Source organism: Curtobacterium sp. VKM Ac-1393 (assembly GCF_015350995.1).
GTDB lineage: Bacteria > Actinomycetota > Actinomycetes > Actinomycetales > Microbacteriaceae > Curtobacterium.
The window spans coordinates 424922-439734 of record NZ_JADKRW010000003.1 but is presented as its reverse complement, the minus strand read 5'-3'; the positions used below and the strand labels follow the sequence as shown (position 1 = coordinate 439734).

Here is a 14813-nt window from a genome sequence, read left to right as displayed (position 1 = left end):
GCTCTGCTCCTTCCGGAAGAGAGCCGCCGTGGTGTCTCGCAGTGGTCAGCGCGCCGCCGGAACGGCCGCGCCGACGAGCTCAGCCCGCACGATGTCCGCTCCAGCGGACAGCGCACCGAGCTTGTCCAGCGCAGCACCGCGCTCAAGGGGAGCCATCCCGCAGTTGGAACTCGGGATGAGCTTGTCCGCATCGACGAACTCGAGCGCCCGACGCAGCACCTCCGCGACCTCTTCCGGGGTCTCCACGGTCTCGGTCGCGACGTCGATCGCCCCGAGCATGACCTTCTTCCCGCGAATGAGCTCGACGAGCTCGAGCGGCACGTGCGAGTGGATGCACTCCAGCGACACGATGTCGATCGACGACTGCTGCAGCAGCGGGAACGACTGCTCGTACTGGCGCCACTCGGCCCCGAGCGTCTCCTTCCACTTGTTGTTGGCCTCGATGCCGTAGCCGTAACAGATGTGCACGGCGGTCTCAGCGCGCAGGCCCTCGGTCGCGCGTTCGAGTGCGGCCACGCCCCAGTCCTGCACCTCGTCGTGGAAGACGGTGAAGGCGGGTTCGTCGAACTGGATGATGTCGACGCCGGCGTCCTGCAGTTCGCGGGCCTCTTGGTTGAGGATCGTGGCGAACTCCCACGCCAGCTTCTCGCGGCTCTTGTAGTGCTGGTCGGAGAGGGTGTCGATCATGGTCATCGGGCCGGGGAGCGCCCACTTGATCGGCCGGTCGGTTTGAGCCCTCAAGAACGCAGCGTCCTCGACGAAGACCGGCGCCCGGCGGCTCACGGCACCGACGACGGTCGGGACGGCCGCGTCGTACCGGTCGCGGATCCGGACGGTCTCCTTGCGCTCGAGGTCGACGCCGTCCAGGTGCTCGATGAACGTCGTGACGAAGTGCTGGCGGGTCTGCTCGCCGTCGCTGACGATGTCGATGCCGCGGCGCTCCTGCTCGTGGACGGCGGAGCGGAGTGCGTCCTGTTTGCCCTCGGTGAGCGCTGCGCCCTTCAGGTTCCAGGGGGACCAGAGCTGTTCGGGCTCGGCGAGCCAGGACGGTTTCGGCAGGCTGCCGACGATCGAGGTGGGGAGGAGAGAGCTCATGCGGTTGCGAGTCCTAACGATCAGCGAGAAGGAACGGCGGCTTCGGCAGCGAAACGCGACAGCAGCGCGTGGTGCGGCGTCACGAGGTGCTCCTCGGTCCACCGGCCCTGGGTGATCCCGAGGCGGCTGCGCTCCTCACGGTCGTAGGTGACCGGGGTGGGCGTGAAGTCGGTGTGGTCGAGGGTGGGGCGGTAGGTGCTGCCAGCCGGGGTGTTCGCGGCGTAGATCTCCGGGCGGTAGATCTTCTGGAACGTCTCCATGGTGGCGATCGTGCCGATGAGCTGGAGGTCCGTGTAGTCCCCGGTCAGGTCGCCGCGCGTGTAGAACGCGAGCGGGGCCGACGCTCCGGCGGGCTGGAAGTACCGGACGCGCATGCCCATCCGGCCGAAGTAGTCGTCGGTGAGCGAGGAGTGCTCGTGCTCGTACTCGGCGCCGAGGACGGGGTGGACGTACCCGGTCCGGCGGTAGGTCTGGCTCGTCGAGACGCTGATGCAGACGACGGGCTCCGCGGCGAACGCGTCGTGGAACGCCGACGACGAAAGGAACCGCTGGAAGAGCGCCCCGTGGAGCTGCCCGAAGTCTGACGGCAGCGACGGCAGTGACGGCAGCAGCACCGAGAAGTCGTAGTCCCGCAGGTAGGACGAGAAGTTGTTGCCGAGGATGCCGTGGTGGCGCTCGCCGGTGTGCTGGTCGACGATCGTGACGTCGAGCATCTCGAGCAGCGGGAACTCGGCGTCCGCTCCATCGTCGAAGAACTGCAGCGAGGCCGAGACGATGTCGAGCTCCAGGCGGTAGCGGTCGCCGGCAACCAAGAGGTCGTTCGCGCGCCCGTCGATCATCGCCAGCGCCGCACGGAGGTTCTGCTGCCGGTGCTCGCCGCGCGCCAGGTTGGCGAAGTTCGTGGTCAGCCGGGAGCTGTCCGCGGGGGAGTAGTCCTCGTCGAAGCGGGTCCGGGTGATGCTGAAGGTGAGGTCGTTCGCCATGGTCGGCAATCTGTTCGTCGAGCGCCCGCAGGCACTGGGGAAGGGGTACGTCGATCATGTCCGGAATGCCAGGCCATCAGGTAATACCGAGACGCTATGCGGCGGTATAGCCTCGGCCTATGGCTCGGGTTCCGAACGACATCACCCTGCAGCAGCTCCGGTACTTCATCGAGGTCGCGACCGAGGGCTCGATCAGTGCCGCGGCCGATCTGCTCTACGTGTCGCAGCCGACCATGTCCGCGGCGATGAAGGACCTCGAGACGCGGATCGGACGCCCGCTCTTCACGCGTTCGGCACGAGGTGTCGTGCTCACCCTCGACGGCGTCGAGTTCCTCGGCTACGCCCGACAGGTCGTCGAGCAGGTCTCCCTGCTCGAGCAGCGGTACGTCGGTGGCCAGCGGTCGCGTCGGCTGCTCGGGGTGTCCGCCCAGCACTACTCGTTCGCGGTGGAGGCCTTCGTCCGGATGGTCGAAGCAGCGGCCGCCGACGAGTACGAGTTCTCCCTCCGCGAGACTCGCACCTGGGACATCATCGAGGACGTCCGCACCCTGCGCAGCGAGGTGGGCATCCTCTACCGCAACGACTTCAACAAGCAGGTACTCGGCAAGCTGCTGCGGGACGCCGGGGTCGTGTTCACGCCGCTGTTCGTCGCGCAGCCGCACATCTTCGTGGCCCGGCGGAACCCCATCGCGTCACGGGAGCGCGCGACGCTCGAGGACCTCGCCGACCTGCCGCGGCTGACGTTCGACCAGGGCGCGAACAACTCCTTCTACCTGGCAGAGGAGATCCTGTCGACGATGTCGAGCAAGCGGGAGATCCGGGTGTCGGACCGGGCGACGATCTTCAACCTGATGATCGGGCTCGGCGGCTACACGATCTCCACCGGGCTCATCAGCGACGACCTCGACCCCGAGATCGTCGCCATCCCCCTGGACGTCGACGAGCGCATCGAGATCGGCTGGATCGCGCACGCTTCGGTTCCCCTCACCGTGCAGGCGAAGGCCTACCTGGACGAGTTGCGAGCGGTGGTCGCCAGTTACGGGGTGGAACCGCTCGGGTAGGCAGGCGGCGGTTCCGGCGGTCGGCCTGGAGGCGCGACATGCGTCCGTCAGGAGCCTGCGGTCTCGATCATCGCCTTCACATGCGGCGCGCTCCACCGCAGGAGCGCGTCAGTGGGTGGACCCTCCAGGTCCTCGCCCCAGATCGCGACGGCCGCGCCCGACATCGGCGCAGCGAGACGCGCTCCGGAGTCGCCGTCCCACGTCCGGAGCGACCAGTGCTCGCGGAGGTCGGCGACGGTGTAATCGCTGTCGGCCGGGTCGAGGTCGGTCGGCACCTCGTACAGGTAGTACGAGTTGTAGTTGAGCAGGTCGATCCCGGCCTGCTGCAGGTCGACCGCACTCGCCCGTCGCGCTCGGCGTTCACGGCGCTCGGCTGCGTCCTCGGTGTCACCGTCGAAGCTCCAGTAGGTGACGTGGATGCGCGGGTCCAGGCGCCCGACGGCAGCCCGGTCGATCCCGTCGTTCCACGCCCACACCTCGCGGGTGCCCAGCGCAGCAGCCATCGCGTTCATCCACGCGACGCGTTCAGTGGCGGTGACGTCGTCGCCCCACTCGTCCCCGCCGATGTGCACGGTGCGGCTGGACGGGAAGGTCCGCTGCACCTCGGCGTACAGCTTGGTTGCCAGCGTGAGACTGCCGGGCGCCGACGGATCGAGCTCGCTCTCGCCCGAACGGATGCGATCGACCCACTTCGTGCCGTGCTTCGTCTCGAGCAGGGCGAAGGCTGCGGCCATGTGGCCGGGGGTGTCGACCTCCGGCACGATCGCGATCCGACGCTTCGCCGCGTAGTCGGCGATCGCGCGTGCCTGTGCGGCGCTGAGGAACGGACGACCGGTCACGCGGCTCGTGTACACGCCGTGGTCGAGCTCGGCATCCGCGAGGGTCTGGCCGAGGACCGCGCTCTCGATCCCGACGTTCTGGTCGTCGGTGAGGTGCAGGTGCAGGAAGCGGCCGCCGTTGCCGGCGAGCAGGTCGATGTGCCGCTTGATCAGCGCCACGGGGTAGTAGGCGCGGGCGACGTCGAGCATCACACCGGTCTCGGGATGTGCGCGATTCGAGGGCTTGGTGGTGACGGTCGCCGTCGACGTGCGGCAGTGTTGCGCGGAGTACGCACCCGAGCAGGCGAGGACCGAGTACTTCCCGGCCGTGGCGCGGGAAGGCGTCGTGCGGACTGCGGTGACGGTCGTGCTCGAACCCGGGCCGAGTGCCTCCACCGCGACCCGGCCGAGCGTGTACTTCTTCGTGCCGGCGGACAGATACAGCCAAGCTGAGGTAGCGGGCTTCCGCACCGAGGTGGCGTTCTTGACCTTCAGGGTGGTGCGCACGGCGCTGCCGGTCGAGGTCGCGGTGACCTTGGTGATCGTCACGGTCGACGCCGCGGTGTCCGCTGATCCCGCGACCGCACCGATGCCGACCAGCGCTGCTGCCGACACGGCGATCGCCAGACCGACCGCGATGGTCCGTTGGATGTGGATCCGCTTCTGACGCACCACAACGTTCTCCCCTCTGCCACACACATCGTTCGCCTGCGACGGCGCCCCCTTCTCGTCGCAGATGGATCAACAAGGTGCGCCCGATCGTATCGGGCAGCTTTCGCGTCCTGACCGCTCGTGAGGAGACCGGCGGGGACCCGCCACGCGCGCCGACGGGTCCCCGTGGATTCACGGACGAGCGACAGCTGCCGCAGCCTCGCTGATCGTCGTACCCGGGTGGTCCTGCCGGTAGCGGCGAACCTCTCGTGGGTCGATCTTGCCCGACGGAACGGCTGCAGACCCGACGATGCTCGGGCCGAACGCCGCGAAACACAGCGTGGCGAGCACGACGATCCCAGCAGGCGCTGCGCCGAACAACGCAAAGGCGACCAGCGACGCCGTCACCCCTCCGGACGTGACGAGCCCGCGCTCTCGCCGGGTCACGAGAAGCACTTCTGCTTGACTGCTGCGATGCCGAGGAGTTCAGCACCGAGGGCCGCGGCCGCACCGCCGATCGCCTGGATCTTCTCCCATTTGAACGACGCTCCCCGGAACAGCCGCACGGCCTTGGTGACACCGCCGAGACTGTCGATCAGCCGCTTGATCTTCAGGATCTTCGCGGCCACCCACTGTCCGAGCGCGTCGTCTCCGGCGAGGAGCACTGCCTCGGGAATCTCCTCGATGAGCTCGAGGCCGCGCTGAAGTTCAGTGGACTGCAACCCGAGGCCCTCGGCTGCAACCGCCGACTCGAGAGCCGCGGTGATGAACGACTTCACTGTTGTGCCCTTCTCCTTCAGCGCCCGTCGCTGAAGTAGATGGAATCCTGCCGGTAAAACGTGAAATGTGCAACAGTTCGATTCCAGGTCGCGTTCTGCCAGGAGGCCATCGCCTTCGGCCGGCCAACAGGCTGACGCGCGACGGGCAACAGACTGGAGGCGCGGTGCGGGTGAGTCGATCGACTCACCCGCACCGCGCCTCCAGTCCGGGTCGCTGCGAGCGCAGCGTCTGCGACGTCAGCCGCGGATGAACGCGAGGATGTCGGGGTTGAGGACGTCCGCGTGGGTCGTCAGCATGCCGTGCGGGTAGCCCTCGTAGATCTTGAGGGTCGAGTCGCTCAGGAGTTCGGCCTGCTTCAGGGAGGCAGCCTGGTAGGGCACGACCTGGTCGTCATCACCCTGCAGGACGAGGACCGGCACGGTGATCGCGCGCAGGTCCTCGGTCTGGTCCGTCTCCGAGAACGCCTTGATGCCCTCGTGGTGCGCGACCGCACTGCCCGTCATGCCCTGACGCCACCAGTTGGCGATGACCGGCTCCGAGGGCGTCACGCCGTCACGGTTGAAGCCGTAGAACGGGCCCGAGGCCACCGCCTGGAAGAACTCGGCGGCTGCGACTCGTGCCGATCCGGCGCCCCTTCGTCTGGGCAGCGGCTTCCGGGCGTCGATCAGTTTTCCGACCGGAGCTTGTCGGGCACACCATCGGAGCATGCGGAGGTAGCAGCGATCTGGTAATTGCCGGGGTAGGCGTTGAAGCTTGCCGAGGTCACTGGACCACCTCGACCACGGACGCCGGGTACTGGATTCGCGCCTCCGCTCTGGTACTCCTCGACCTGGATGCCGAGGTCCTGCCAGTGCTTGCTCACCGACTGGACGTCGGTCTTCGCGTCGGCGCCCGTGGTGTCCGCTCGCTTCATGACGTACACGAACGTCGTCCCCGTCGCACCACTCGGCTGCTCGCACTCCCGAACTCCCGGACCGCTCAGGTGCTCCCAGCTCCCTCCGGCTGCTGACGATGACTGTTCCACGAAGTCGACAACGGACTGCTTCGCTTCTGACGGTTGCACTGTGGGTTCTCCTGGATCGTTGCTGCAGCCGGACAGGAGGAGGGCGGAGCATCCAAGGACCACCGCGGTCGCGATCGACCTGTTGAGCGGGGAGCGCTTCGTCGTCACGGTTGCCCCTGCATCTGATCGATCACGGTCTTCTCGTACCACGTCATTCCTTTGGGCTCGTGCTCCGTCATCGCCTCAGGGTGTCCCGTTGTGGCCTGCCCGATGTTGTACAGCGATTCTGTGTCGGCGTCGAGGTAGCCGCGGTGGTCATCCGTCAGAACGTTGTGATCGTCGACGGAATGCTTCTCGCCGTCTCCGGGAACGCCGTCGGTGCCGAACGCGGTCGCACCGAACGCAGGAGCGGTGGGATCCTGACCGTGCGTCGGGCTCAGCCTTCCCGTCTGCGCCCAGCGATCCCCGCGCCCGGGTTCGAGGACCCAGATGTTCTGGGCCTGACCCGCGTACACGTGCTCCGCGTGCAGGGAGTTGACGTTCTTGACGGAGTCGGGGATGCCTGCGGACCCGATCGTCGTGAACGTGTCCACGCGCACCCCGGTCTTCGTGAGCGCGTATGCGGCGGTCGTCGAGCCGTAGGAATGTGCGACAACGTTGTTCGAGAAGGAGCCGTCCTCGCGCGCTGCGTCCAACCCCCGGAGGGCAGCAGCCAGCTTCTCGCTGCCGTCCTTCGCGTACTTCGAACCGAGGACTCCGAAGTCCAGTTGCCCTTGGATCACCGGCTGGGGCGGCGTGGTGTAACCGATCCAGGAGACGACGGCGCGCTCGGTGGGGCCGGTGAGACCCTGCTGGGTGTAGAGGTTCTGTGCCGCGTCAGACCAACCGGTCATGCCGGTGGTGTCGGTAGCCATCCCCGGAATGGCCCAGGTGACGTTCTTCGCGGTGTCCAGATCACCGATCGAGATCGCCGCCAACGGTGGAACGACGTCATCGTGGAGCGAGATCAGGAATCGCTCGCCCTCGTTGGTCGCGTCGTTGCTCGCAGTTCGGATTTTCTCGAGCGCGGTCAGGTTCTCGAACTCGGTCGCGAAGGTCGACCCGCCCGGGTCGTAGGTTGCCGAGTGACCAAGGTCTTTCAAGCGCTGTTCCGCCTGGTCGATCAACTCGTCGAGGACCACCCGGTTCGCTGCGTCGCGAGCCCAGTACGCCACGCCTTCAAGGTTGCCGAGCTGGCGAAGCACGGCAATTGGAAGAGCTTCGAGCTCATGTCGGTCTGCTTGGGCGAGACCGACCTTCGCCCACAGGGCGGCGACCTGGGTGGCCGTGAGATCTGGGTCGAACAGCGCCGCCATGCTTTGGGGCAGCTCGGCCGCAGCGCAGATATCCAGGGTTGCGTTGGACAACGTCCCCTGAGCTCCCGCGCGGTCGAAAGCGTCGGCGATGCGGTCGAGCCAGGCGGCGTCCTCCCCGTTCTCGTCAAGGAGGCGATCAAAACCGCTCAGGAATGACGCGCTGCCGACGCGTACCCAGCTACACGTCGATGTGAAGTTCGTCCAAGCACTCCGGAGTGCAGTGCGCTCGGATCCCGCGGCGAGATCGAGTCCGCGGGCGTCCGACGCGAATCCTCGGAGCGCCGCGGGGTCGGCTGCGGTCCGACCGGCCCCGGTCCCGCCGCCGGTGCGGGTTCTGGCCCTCGGAGCGAACGAGGCAGAGACTTCGGGCCGCGCTACCGGTTGCTCGGACGGCTTCAGGTCGAGCTGCTGACTGCCGGGGATGCCGAACACGCCGAGAGGTGATGATGCGGCGGCCTCGTCACGTGCCGCCTGACGATGCTGCCAGGCCGCAAGATCAGCCTGTCGCAGACTTTCCCGTTCGGCGGCTGCAGTTGCCTGCTCGACCTGGTCGCTGAGTTGGTCCAGGACATGGACGAGTCTCGGACGATCTTCAGCCTCGATCTGCGCTGACTCGTCGAACCGCTTGGCGTACACGCCTTCGAAGTCTTCCCGGGCTGACTCCGCAGCCGCGCGTCGTGCAGCCGCCTGGCCGCGTAGCCGCTGCGCCGCCGCCGTCGCCGCTCGTGAGAGTCGACCGGCTGCTTCATCGTCGTAGTGGATGGTCCCCATGAGCCCCCCCTGCTCGTTCTGGAATCTACACGAGCCTCGAGCGGCTTGAAACATCAATGGTGTGGGGCAGAGGTGGTCGGCCACGCGTCCGGCTGGTCTCGAACGTCGGGCCGGTCGGGCGACGCACTGTCACGGCAGCACCGACCTCACCAGGAGCTCGGCTCGTAGTCCTTCAAGAACACGCCGAACACGTCCTCGCCCGCCTCGCCCCGCACGATGGGGTCGTACACGCGGGCAGCCCCGTCGACGAGGTCGAGCGGCGCGTGGAAGCCCTCCTCCGCCAGCCGGACCTTCGTCGGGTGCGGCCGCTCGTCGGTGATCCACCCGGTGTCGACGCTCGTCATCAGGATGCGATCGGTCTCGAACATCTCCTGCGCACTCGTGCGGGTCAGCATGTTCACGGCGGCCTTCGCCATGTTCGTGTGCGGGTGCCCCGGACCCTTGTAGGCCCGGCCGAACACACCCTCCATCGCGCTGACGTTCACCACGTAGGTGCGGTGCGCCTCGCTCGCCGCCATCGCGGGGCGGAGCTTCGAGATCAGGATGAACGGTGCGGTGGTGTTCGCGAGCTGCACCTCGAGCATCTCGAGCGGGTCGACCTCGTCGACGGCCTGCGTCCACGAGTTCACATCGTGCAGGTCAGGGACAAGGCCGCCGGCGTCGATCGCGGTGCCCATGGCCAGGCGTTCGAGCGAGCTCGACCCCGGAGCCATCGCCTGCTCGGTCAGCTCGTCGGCCCGGGCTGCGGCGGCCGCGAGGATCGGGTGCGCCGTCACCGAGCGGGCGAGCGCCTGCGGGTGCTGGTCGTTCGTGTGCCCGAAGGTCACGAGCTCGGGCAGCGGGCCGTCCGGCAGCGGCGCGAGTTCGGCGTCGACGAGAGGCTGGTACGCACCGGTCGATCGGCGGACGGTCTGCGTCGCGTTGTTGATGAGGATGTCGAGGGGACCGGCCGCGGCGACGTCCTCGGCGAGACCGATGACCTGGGCCGGGTCGCGCAGGTCGATGCCGACGACCTTGAGGCGCGAGATCCAGTCCCCGGAGTCGGGCAGGCTCGTGAACCGGCGGACGGCGTCGCGGGGGAACCGCGTCGTGATGGTCGTGTGGGCGCCGTCGCGCAGCAGGCGGAGCGCGATGTACATGCCGATCTTCGCGCGACCGCCGGTCAGCAGGGCCCGCTTGCCGGTCAGGTCCGTGCGGGCATCGCGCTTGGCGTGGCTCATCGCCGCGCACGAGGGGCACAGCTGGTGGTAGAACGCGTCGACGACCGTGTACTGCTGCTTGCACATGTAGCAGGGGCGGGACTTCAACAGGGTGCCGGCGGTGGACGCCGTGGTCGAGGTGCTGATCGGGACCCCGCGGGTCTCGTCGTCGATCCGGTCGGCAGCTCCGGTCGCGGTGGCGGCGATCACGCGGCGGTCGGCCTCGGCGATGACCGCGCGCTTCTCGAGTCGGTGCGCCCGCTTGACGGCCTTGAACATCTTCGCCGTGGCCTGACGCACCCGCACGAAGTCGGGGTGCGTCTCGTCGATGTCGCTCATCTGCTCGAGCACCCGGAGTGTGGCGTCGAGGTCCTCGGGGAGGATGCCGCTGGGTTCGGGGTGCTCGGAGATCACACGGGATTCTACGTTGGATCAGGCCGCGTCGAGCTCCCGCGTCAACGCCGCCACGAAGTCGTCGATGTCCTGCTCCGACGTGTCGTACGCGCACATCCACCGCACCTCGTTGCGGCTGGCGTCCCAGTCGTAGAACCGGAAGTGCTTGCGCAGCCGCTCGGCGACCCCCGCGGGCAGCGTCGCGAAGACGCCGTTCGCCTGGGTCTCCTGGCTGAACCCGACACCCTGGATGCTGCCGTCGGCGATCCGCGCTTCGAGTGCACCGCGGAGTCGGGCGGCCATGGCGTTGGCGTGCCCGGCGGAGCGCCGGTACAGGTCGTCGGACAGCAGCGCGATGAGCTGCGCCGAGACGAACCGCATCTTCGACGACAGCTGCATGTTCATCTTGCGCAGGTAGTGCAGCCCCTCGGAGGCGTCGGGGTTGAGCACGACGATCGCCTCGCCGTAGAGCATGCCGTTCTTCGTGCCGCCGAAGCTCAGCACGTCCACGCCGGCGTCGGTGGTGAAGTCGCGCAGGGGGAGCCCGAGGGTCGCGGCGGCGTTGGAGATGCGTGCGCCGTCCATGTGCAGCGTCATACCGAGCGGGTGGACGTGGTCCGCGATCGCCCGGATCTCGTCGACCGTGTAGGCGGTGCCGAGCTCGGTGGTCTGTGTGATCGACACCACGAGCGGCTGGGCGCGGTGCTCGTCGCCCCAGCCCCAGGCCTCCTTGTCGATGAGGTCGGGGGTGAGCTTGCCGTCGGGGGTCTCGACCGGCAGCAGCTTGATCCCGCCGACGCGCTCGGGAGCACCCGCTTCGTCGGTGTGGATGTGTGCGGTCGTCGTGCACACGACTGCACCCCAGCGCGGCAGCATCGACTGCAGCCCGACGACGTTCGCGCCGGTGCCGTTGAACACCGGGAACGCCTGCGCCTGCGAACCGAAGTGGTCGGCGATCACCTCGTTGAGACGGGCCGTGTAGACGTCCTCGCCGTAGGCGATCTGGTGGCCGTCGTTGGCCGCGGCGATCGCGTCGAGGATCTCGGGGTGGACGCCGGCGTAGTTGTCCGAGGCGAAGCCCCGCAGGTCCAGGTCGTGGAGTCGAAGGGTCACTGGTTCATCCTAAGGAGAGCGGGAGTGGGAGACGGGCGCCGTTCACGTCGGCCGGCGGTGCCGACCAGAGCCGTACGACCTCGTCGCCGAGGCGCTCCTCGAGACCGGCCAGCGCGCCGACGACGAACACGGTGGCTGCCGCCGAGTCCGGGGCGTCCTTCCGGAAGCCCTGGGCGACGGCACGGACCCACGTGTCAGAAGCGGCCTTGGCGGCGGCGTAGTTCGCGGCACCGGCGGTGGGGGAGTCGACGGCGGTGGACGAGACGAACGCGAGCCGTCCGGCCGGGGACGCCACCAGGTCGTCGTAGAAGACGCGCGTGGTGTTCCGCAGGGTGCGGAACGCCCGGTCGAAGAAGTCCCAGTCATCGTCCGGCTGGCCGGCGATCCCGCGGCCTCCGCGCCACCCACCGACCAGGTGGACGAGCCCGTCGATCGGACCCGACGTGCTGCGGACCGCAGCCGCGAGCGCGGTGACCGCACCGAGGTCTGCGAGGTCGCACGCGTGGGTCGTGACGCCCGGGACGGAGGCGCGCAGGGCCTCCAGTGCGTCCGGTCTGGTGCCGACCGCGACGACGGCCGCCCCGGCGGAGGTGAGTGCGCGCGCGACCGCCGCGCCGCTGGTGCTGGTCGCGCCCGCGACCAGCACCGTGCGACCGGACAGGGATCCAGCGCTCACGCGGCGACGCCGTCGAGCGAGGAAGGACCCGCGGCGGAATCCGACGACGAACCGGTGATGCCGGCCGTCGAAGCGATGACCGCAGCCATCTTCTTGTTCAGCGCTTCGTAGAACATCGACAGCGGGAATTCATCGTCCAGCACGGCGTCCGTGTAGCCCTTCGGCATTCCGGCGAGCGTTTCCTCCGGCAATCCGCGTGCCCATCTCGACGCCGGGTGCGGTGTGAGCGTCTTGGTCAGCATCTCGTACGCGGCGAGCCAGTGCGCCGCTTTCGGCCGGTCGATCGACCGCCGGTACAGATCGTTGATCTGATCGCTCAGCGCGATGATCACGTCGGGGACGGCATCCCAGTCGATGGTGAGCTGCGTGTCCGTCCAGTGCAGGACATCGTGCTGGTGCATCCACGCGAACAACAGTTGCCCGCCGAGCCCGTCGTAGTTCCGGACACGGCTGCCGGTGATCGCGAACCGGAAGATACGGTCGAACACGACGGCGTACTGCACCAGTCGGGCGTGGTCGCGGATCGCGCGGTGCGCTTCGTCGAGGTTCGCGTCCGGCACCGCGGTGAGCGCGCGTTCGAGCCGGACTGATTCTCGGAACGCCGTCAGGTCGCAGCGCAGTTCCTCGAGCGAGTAGAGGAAGAACGGCATCCGCTGCTTGATCATGAACGGATCGAACGGCAGATCGCCGCGCATGTGCGAACGGTCGTGGATGATGTCCCACATCACGAAGACCTGCTCCGTCAGCTCCTGGTCGTCGAGCATTGCTGCGGCGTCGTCCGGCAGTTCCAGTTTGGTGATCTCCGCGGCCGCACGGACGACTCGGCGGTAGCGAGCGGCCTCACGGTCTTGGAAGATCGCACCCCACGTGAACGTCGGGAGCTCGCGCATCGCGACCGTCTCGGGGAACAGCACCGCGGAATTCGTGTCGTACCCGGGCGTGAAGTCGACGAACCGCAACGCGACGAAGAGCTCGTTGCCGTAATCGCCGGCTTCGAGTTCCGCGATGAACTCCGGCCAGATGACCTCGACCAGGACGGCCTCGACGAACCGCGAGGAACTGCCGTTCTGCGTGACCATCGGGAAGACGACCAGGTGGCCGAGTCCGTCGGTGCGGTGCTGTTGCGGCTGGAATTCGTTCAGTGCGTCGAGGAAGTCAGGAACGCCGAAACCGTCGTGTTCCCAGCGCGCGAAATCGCGCTGCAGCGCAGCGAGGTACGACGCATCGTGCGGAAAGTGCGGGGCCAGTTCGGCAATGGCCGGGAGGATCGTGGCCAGGTGTCCAGAAGCGGTCGCGTGGTCCGCCGGGTCGGGTATCGAGCCGTCGGTCGTCTGCAGTGCACGGAACGCCACGACGGTGGCTCGCAGCCGCGTCCACGCGGGGAGCGCAGCGACCTCGCGGACCGTCAGACGGTCCTCGACGACCTCGGGTTCTCCGACGATGGCGCCCTGCGTGAACTCCTGGACGAACTGTGACATGTCGAACCTCCCGTCATTGGGCCGGCCGCGGATCTGCGGCGTGGTGGTGCGCTTGTGATGAGCCTAGGGAGGATCGCGGGACGCATTCTTGCCCATTTCCGGAGGAATCCTGCGCGTCCGCATTCCGTGCGCGCGGAATCGACCGGCACACGCACGGTTTCGTCGATCGAGCGCCTTCGCAAAGCGCCCGAGCTTCCGATCCGAGGTGGCCGGGCGGGGTTTGTGCCCCGACCGCTGTACCCCGGACAGATCCGTCGGCCCCCGAACGGAGGGCCTTTGCAGCAGATCGACCTTGTGATCGGCCTGGGGACACCGTCTGTTCACTTCCGAGCCGTTCGCTGGACGCCGGCTGAGGGGCATTCGTTGGCCAGCCGACTGCCAATGTGATGCCCGCCGGATGGAGCGTGCAGCATCCTCCGGCGCACCCGATGTGCTGCTCAGGATTCCCGAAGGATGCCGTTGTCCACAGATTCGCCTCGTCTGCTGAAGGTCGTCCGCGACCCGTCGGACGTCAGGTTCCGGAACATCGCCCGTGCCGGCGGTGTCACCGTCCTCGCGATCATGTTGCTCGTCGGCCTGTTCCTGGCCGTCCGCGCGTCCGAAGCCCTGCGGGTGGCGGGGTTCGGCTTCCTCACCACGCAGGCCTGGGACCCGGACGCGCACCGTTTCGGCATCGCCGCCGTGCTCGTCGGCACGATCCTGATCGCCTGCGTCGCGATCGCGCTCGCGTTGCCGCTCTCGCTCGGGACGGCGCTGTACATCACCGAGTACGCCCCCATCCGGATCCGCAAGGCGTTCATCGGCCTGGTCGACCTGATGGCCGCGATCCCGAGCGTCGTGTACGGGCTCTGGGGCTTCTTCTTCCTGCAGTCGCAGATCACTCCCGTGTCGCGGTGGATCTCGCAGTGGTTCGGCTGGATCCCGCTCTTCTCGGTGTCGGGCGCCGACCTGGACGATCCGCTCGCGTCGCCGACGGCCTACACGGCCTCGACGTTCATCGCCGGGATCGTCGTCGGCCTGATGATCACGCCGATCGTGACCTCGATCATGCGCGAGGTGTTCTCGCAGGCGCCGCTGGGCGAACGCGAGGGAGCGCTCGCGTTGGGCTCGACCCGGTGGGGGATGATCCGGTCCGTCGTGTTGCCGTTCGGCCGTGGCGGCATCATCGGCGGGACGATGCTCGGTCTCGGCCGTGCGCTCGGCGAGACCATCGCGGTCTACATGATCATCTCGCCGGTGTTCGTGATCCAGCCGCACATCCTGCAGGCCGGTGCCAGCTCGGTCTCGTCCCTGATCGCCCTGCGGTACGGCGACGCGACGCCCTTCGGCATGTCCGCGCTCATGGCGGCGGGACTGACCCTCTTCCTGATGACGCTGTGCATCAACTTCGCCGCGTCCGCAGTGGTCGCCCGATCGCGTTCGGGAGCGAGCAGCTAG

At 67.9% G+C, this 14813-nt stretch carries 13 protein-coding genes and 1 pseudogene; 2 read left to right on the top strand and 12 right to left on the bottom strand.

What is annotated here, in order from left to right; all coding sequences use genetic code 11:
* Positions 1 to 45 precede the first annotated feature (45 nt).
* Positions 46 to 1095, bottom strand: a complete 1050-nt coding sequence (locus ITJ59_RS09230) for a methionine synthase (RefSeq protein WP_194650805.1) — start codon at positions 1093 to 1095, stop codon at positions 46 to 48.
* Positions 1096 to 1115: 20 nt separating this feature from the next.
* Positions 1116 to 2078: a putative oxygenase MesX gene (locus tag ITJ59_RS09225; RefSeq protein WP_194650804.1), complete on the bottom strand. Its 963-nt coding sequence runs from the start codon at positions 2076 to 2078 to the stop codon at positions 1116 to 1118.
* Between the two features lie 119 nt (positions 2079 to 2197).
* Here ITJ59_RS09225 and ITJ59_RS09220 point away from each other — a divergent pair, with 119 nt between their 5' ends.
* Entirely contained in the window at positions 2198 to 3139 is a 942-nt protein-coding gene (locus tag ITJ59_RS09220) for a LysR family transcriptional regulator (protein WP_194650803.1), read from the top strand.
* 47 nt (positions 3140 to 3186) lie between these two features.
* On the opposite strand, the gene ITJ59_RS09215 is transcribed toward ITJ59_RS09220, so the two are convergent.
* The 10 genes and pseudogenes from ITJ59_RS09215 to ITJ59_RS09170 all read right to left on the bottom strand — a co-directional run bounded on the left by ITJ59_RS09215 (position 3187) and on the right by ITJ59_RS09170 (position 13376).
* On the bottom strand, positions 3187 to 4629 hold the full coding sequence (locus ITJ59_RS09215; RefSeq protein WP_194650802.1) for a family 20 glycosylhydrolase: 1443 nt from the start codon (positions 4627 to 4629) through the stop codon (positions 3187 to 3189).
* A 171-nt stretch (positions 4630 to 4800) separates the two neighbouring features.
* Positions 4801 to 5055 (bottom strand): hypothetical protein, encoded by a 255-nt coding sequence (locus ITJ59_RS09210; protein WP_194650801.1) that lies wholly within the window; start codon positions 5053 to 5055, stop codon positions 4801 to 4803.
* The gene (locus tag ITJ59_RS09205; protein ID WP_194650800.1) at positions 5052 to 5387 is read right to left on the bottom strand and encodes a hypothetical protein; all 336 of its coding nucleotides are present in this window, start codon (positions 5385 to 5387) and stop codon (positions 5052 to 5054) included. Before ITJ59_RS09205 ends, ITJ59_RS09210 begins: the two co-directional genes overlap by 4 nt.
* A 237-nt stretch (positions 5388 to 5624) precedes the next feature.
* Positions 5625 to 5993: pseudogene (locus tag ITJ59_RS09200) on the bottom strand (alpha/beta fold hydrolase); the annotation flags it as partial.
* A gap of 59 nt (positions 5994 to 6052) precedes the next feature.
* On the bottom strand, positions 6053 to 6301 hold the full coding sequence (locus ITJ59_RS09195) for a hypothetical protein (protein WP_194650799.1): 249 nt from the start codon (positions 6299 to 6301) through the stop codon (positions 6053 to 6055).
* A 254-nt stretch (positions 6302 to 6555) separates the two neighbouring features.
* On the bottom strand, positions 6556 to 8517 hold the full coding sequence (locus ITJ59_RS09190) for an alpha/beta hydrolase (RefSeq protein WP_194650798.1): 1962 nt from the start codon (positions 8515 to 8517) through the stop codon (positions 6556 to 6558).
* A 146-nt stretch (positions 8518 to 8663) separates the two neighbouring features.
* Complete coding sequence (locus ITJ59_RS09185) at positions 8664 to 10130, bottom strand: SDR family NAD(P)-dependent oxidoreductase (RefSeq protein ID WP_194650797.1); 1467 nt, start codon at positions 10128 to 10130, stop codon at positions 8664 to 8666.
* Between the two features lie 18 nt (positions 10131 to 10148).
* Positions 10149 to 11222: a threonine aldolase family protein gene (locus ITJ59_RS09180; protein WP_194650796.1), complete on the bottom strand. Its 1074-nt coding sequence runs from the start codon at positions 11220 to 11222 to the stop codon at positions 10149 to 10151.
* A gap of 4 nt (positions 11223 to 11226) precedes the next feature.
* On the bottom strand, positions 11227 to 11898 hold the full coding sequence (locus tag ITJ59_RS09175) for an SDR family oxidoreductase (protein WP_323749460.1): 672 nt from the start codon (positions 11896 to 11898) through the stop codon (positions 11227 to 11229).
* Complete coding sequence (locus ITJ59_RS09170; protein WP_194650795.1) at positions 11895 to 13376, bottom strand: DUF6421 family protein; 1482 nt, start codon at positions 13374 to 13376, stop codon at positions 11895 to 11897. Before ITJ59_RS09170 ends, ITJ59_RS09175 begins: the two co-directional genes overlap by 4 nt.
* 453 nt (positions 13377 to 13829) lie before the next feature.
* Here ITJ59_RS09170 and pstC point away from each other — a divergent pair, with 453 nt between their 5' ends.
* Entirely contained in the window at positions 13830 to 14813 is a 984-nt protein-coding gene (gene pstC / locus ITJ59_RS09165) for a phosphate ABC transporter permease subunit PstC (protein ID WP_194650794.1), read from the top strand.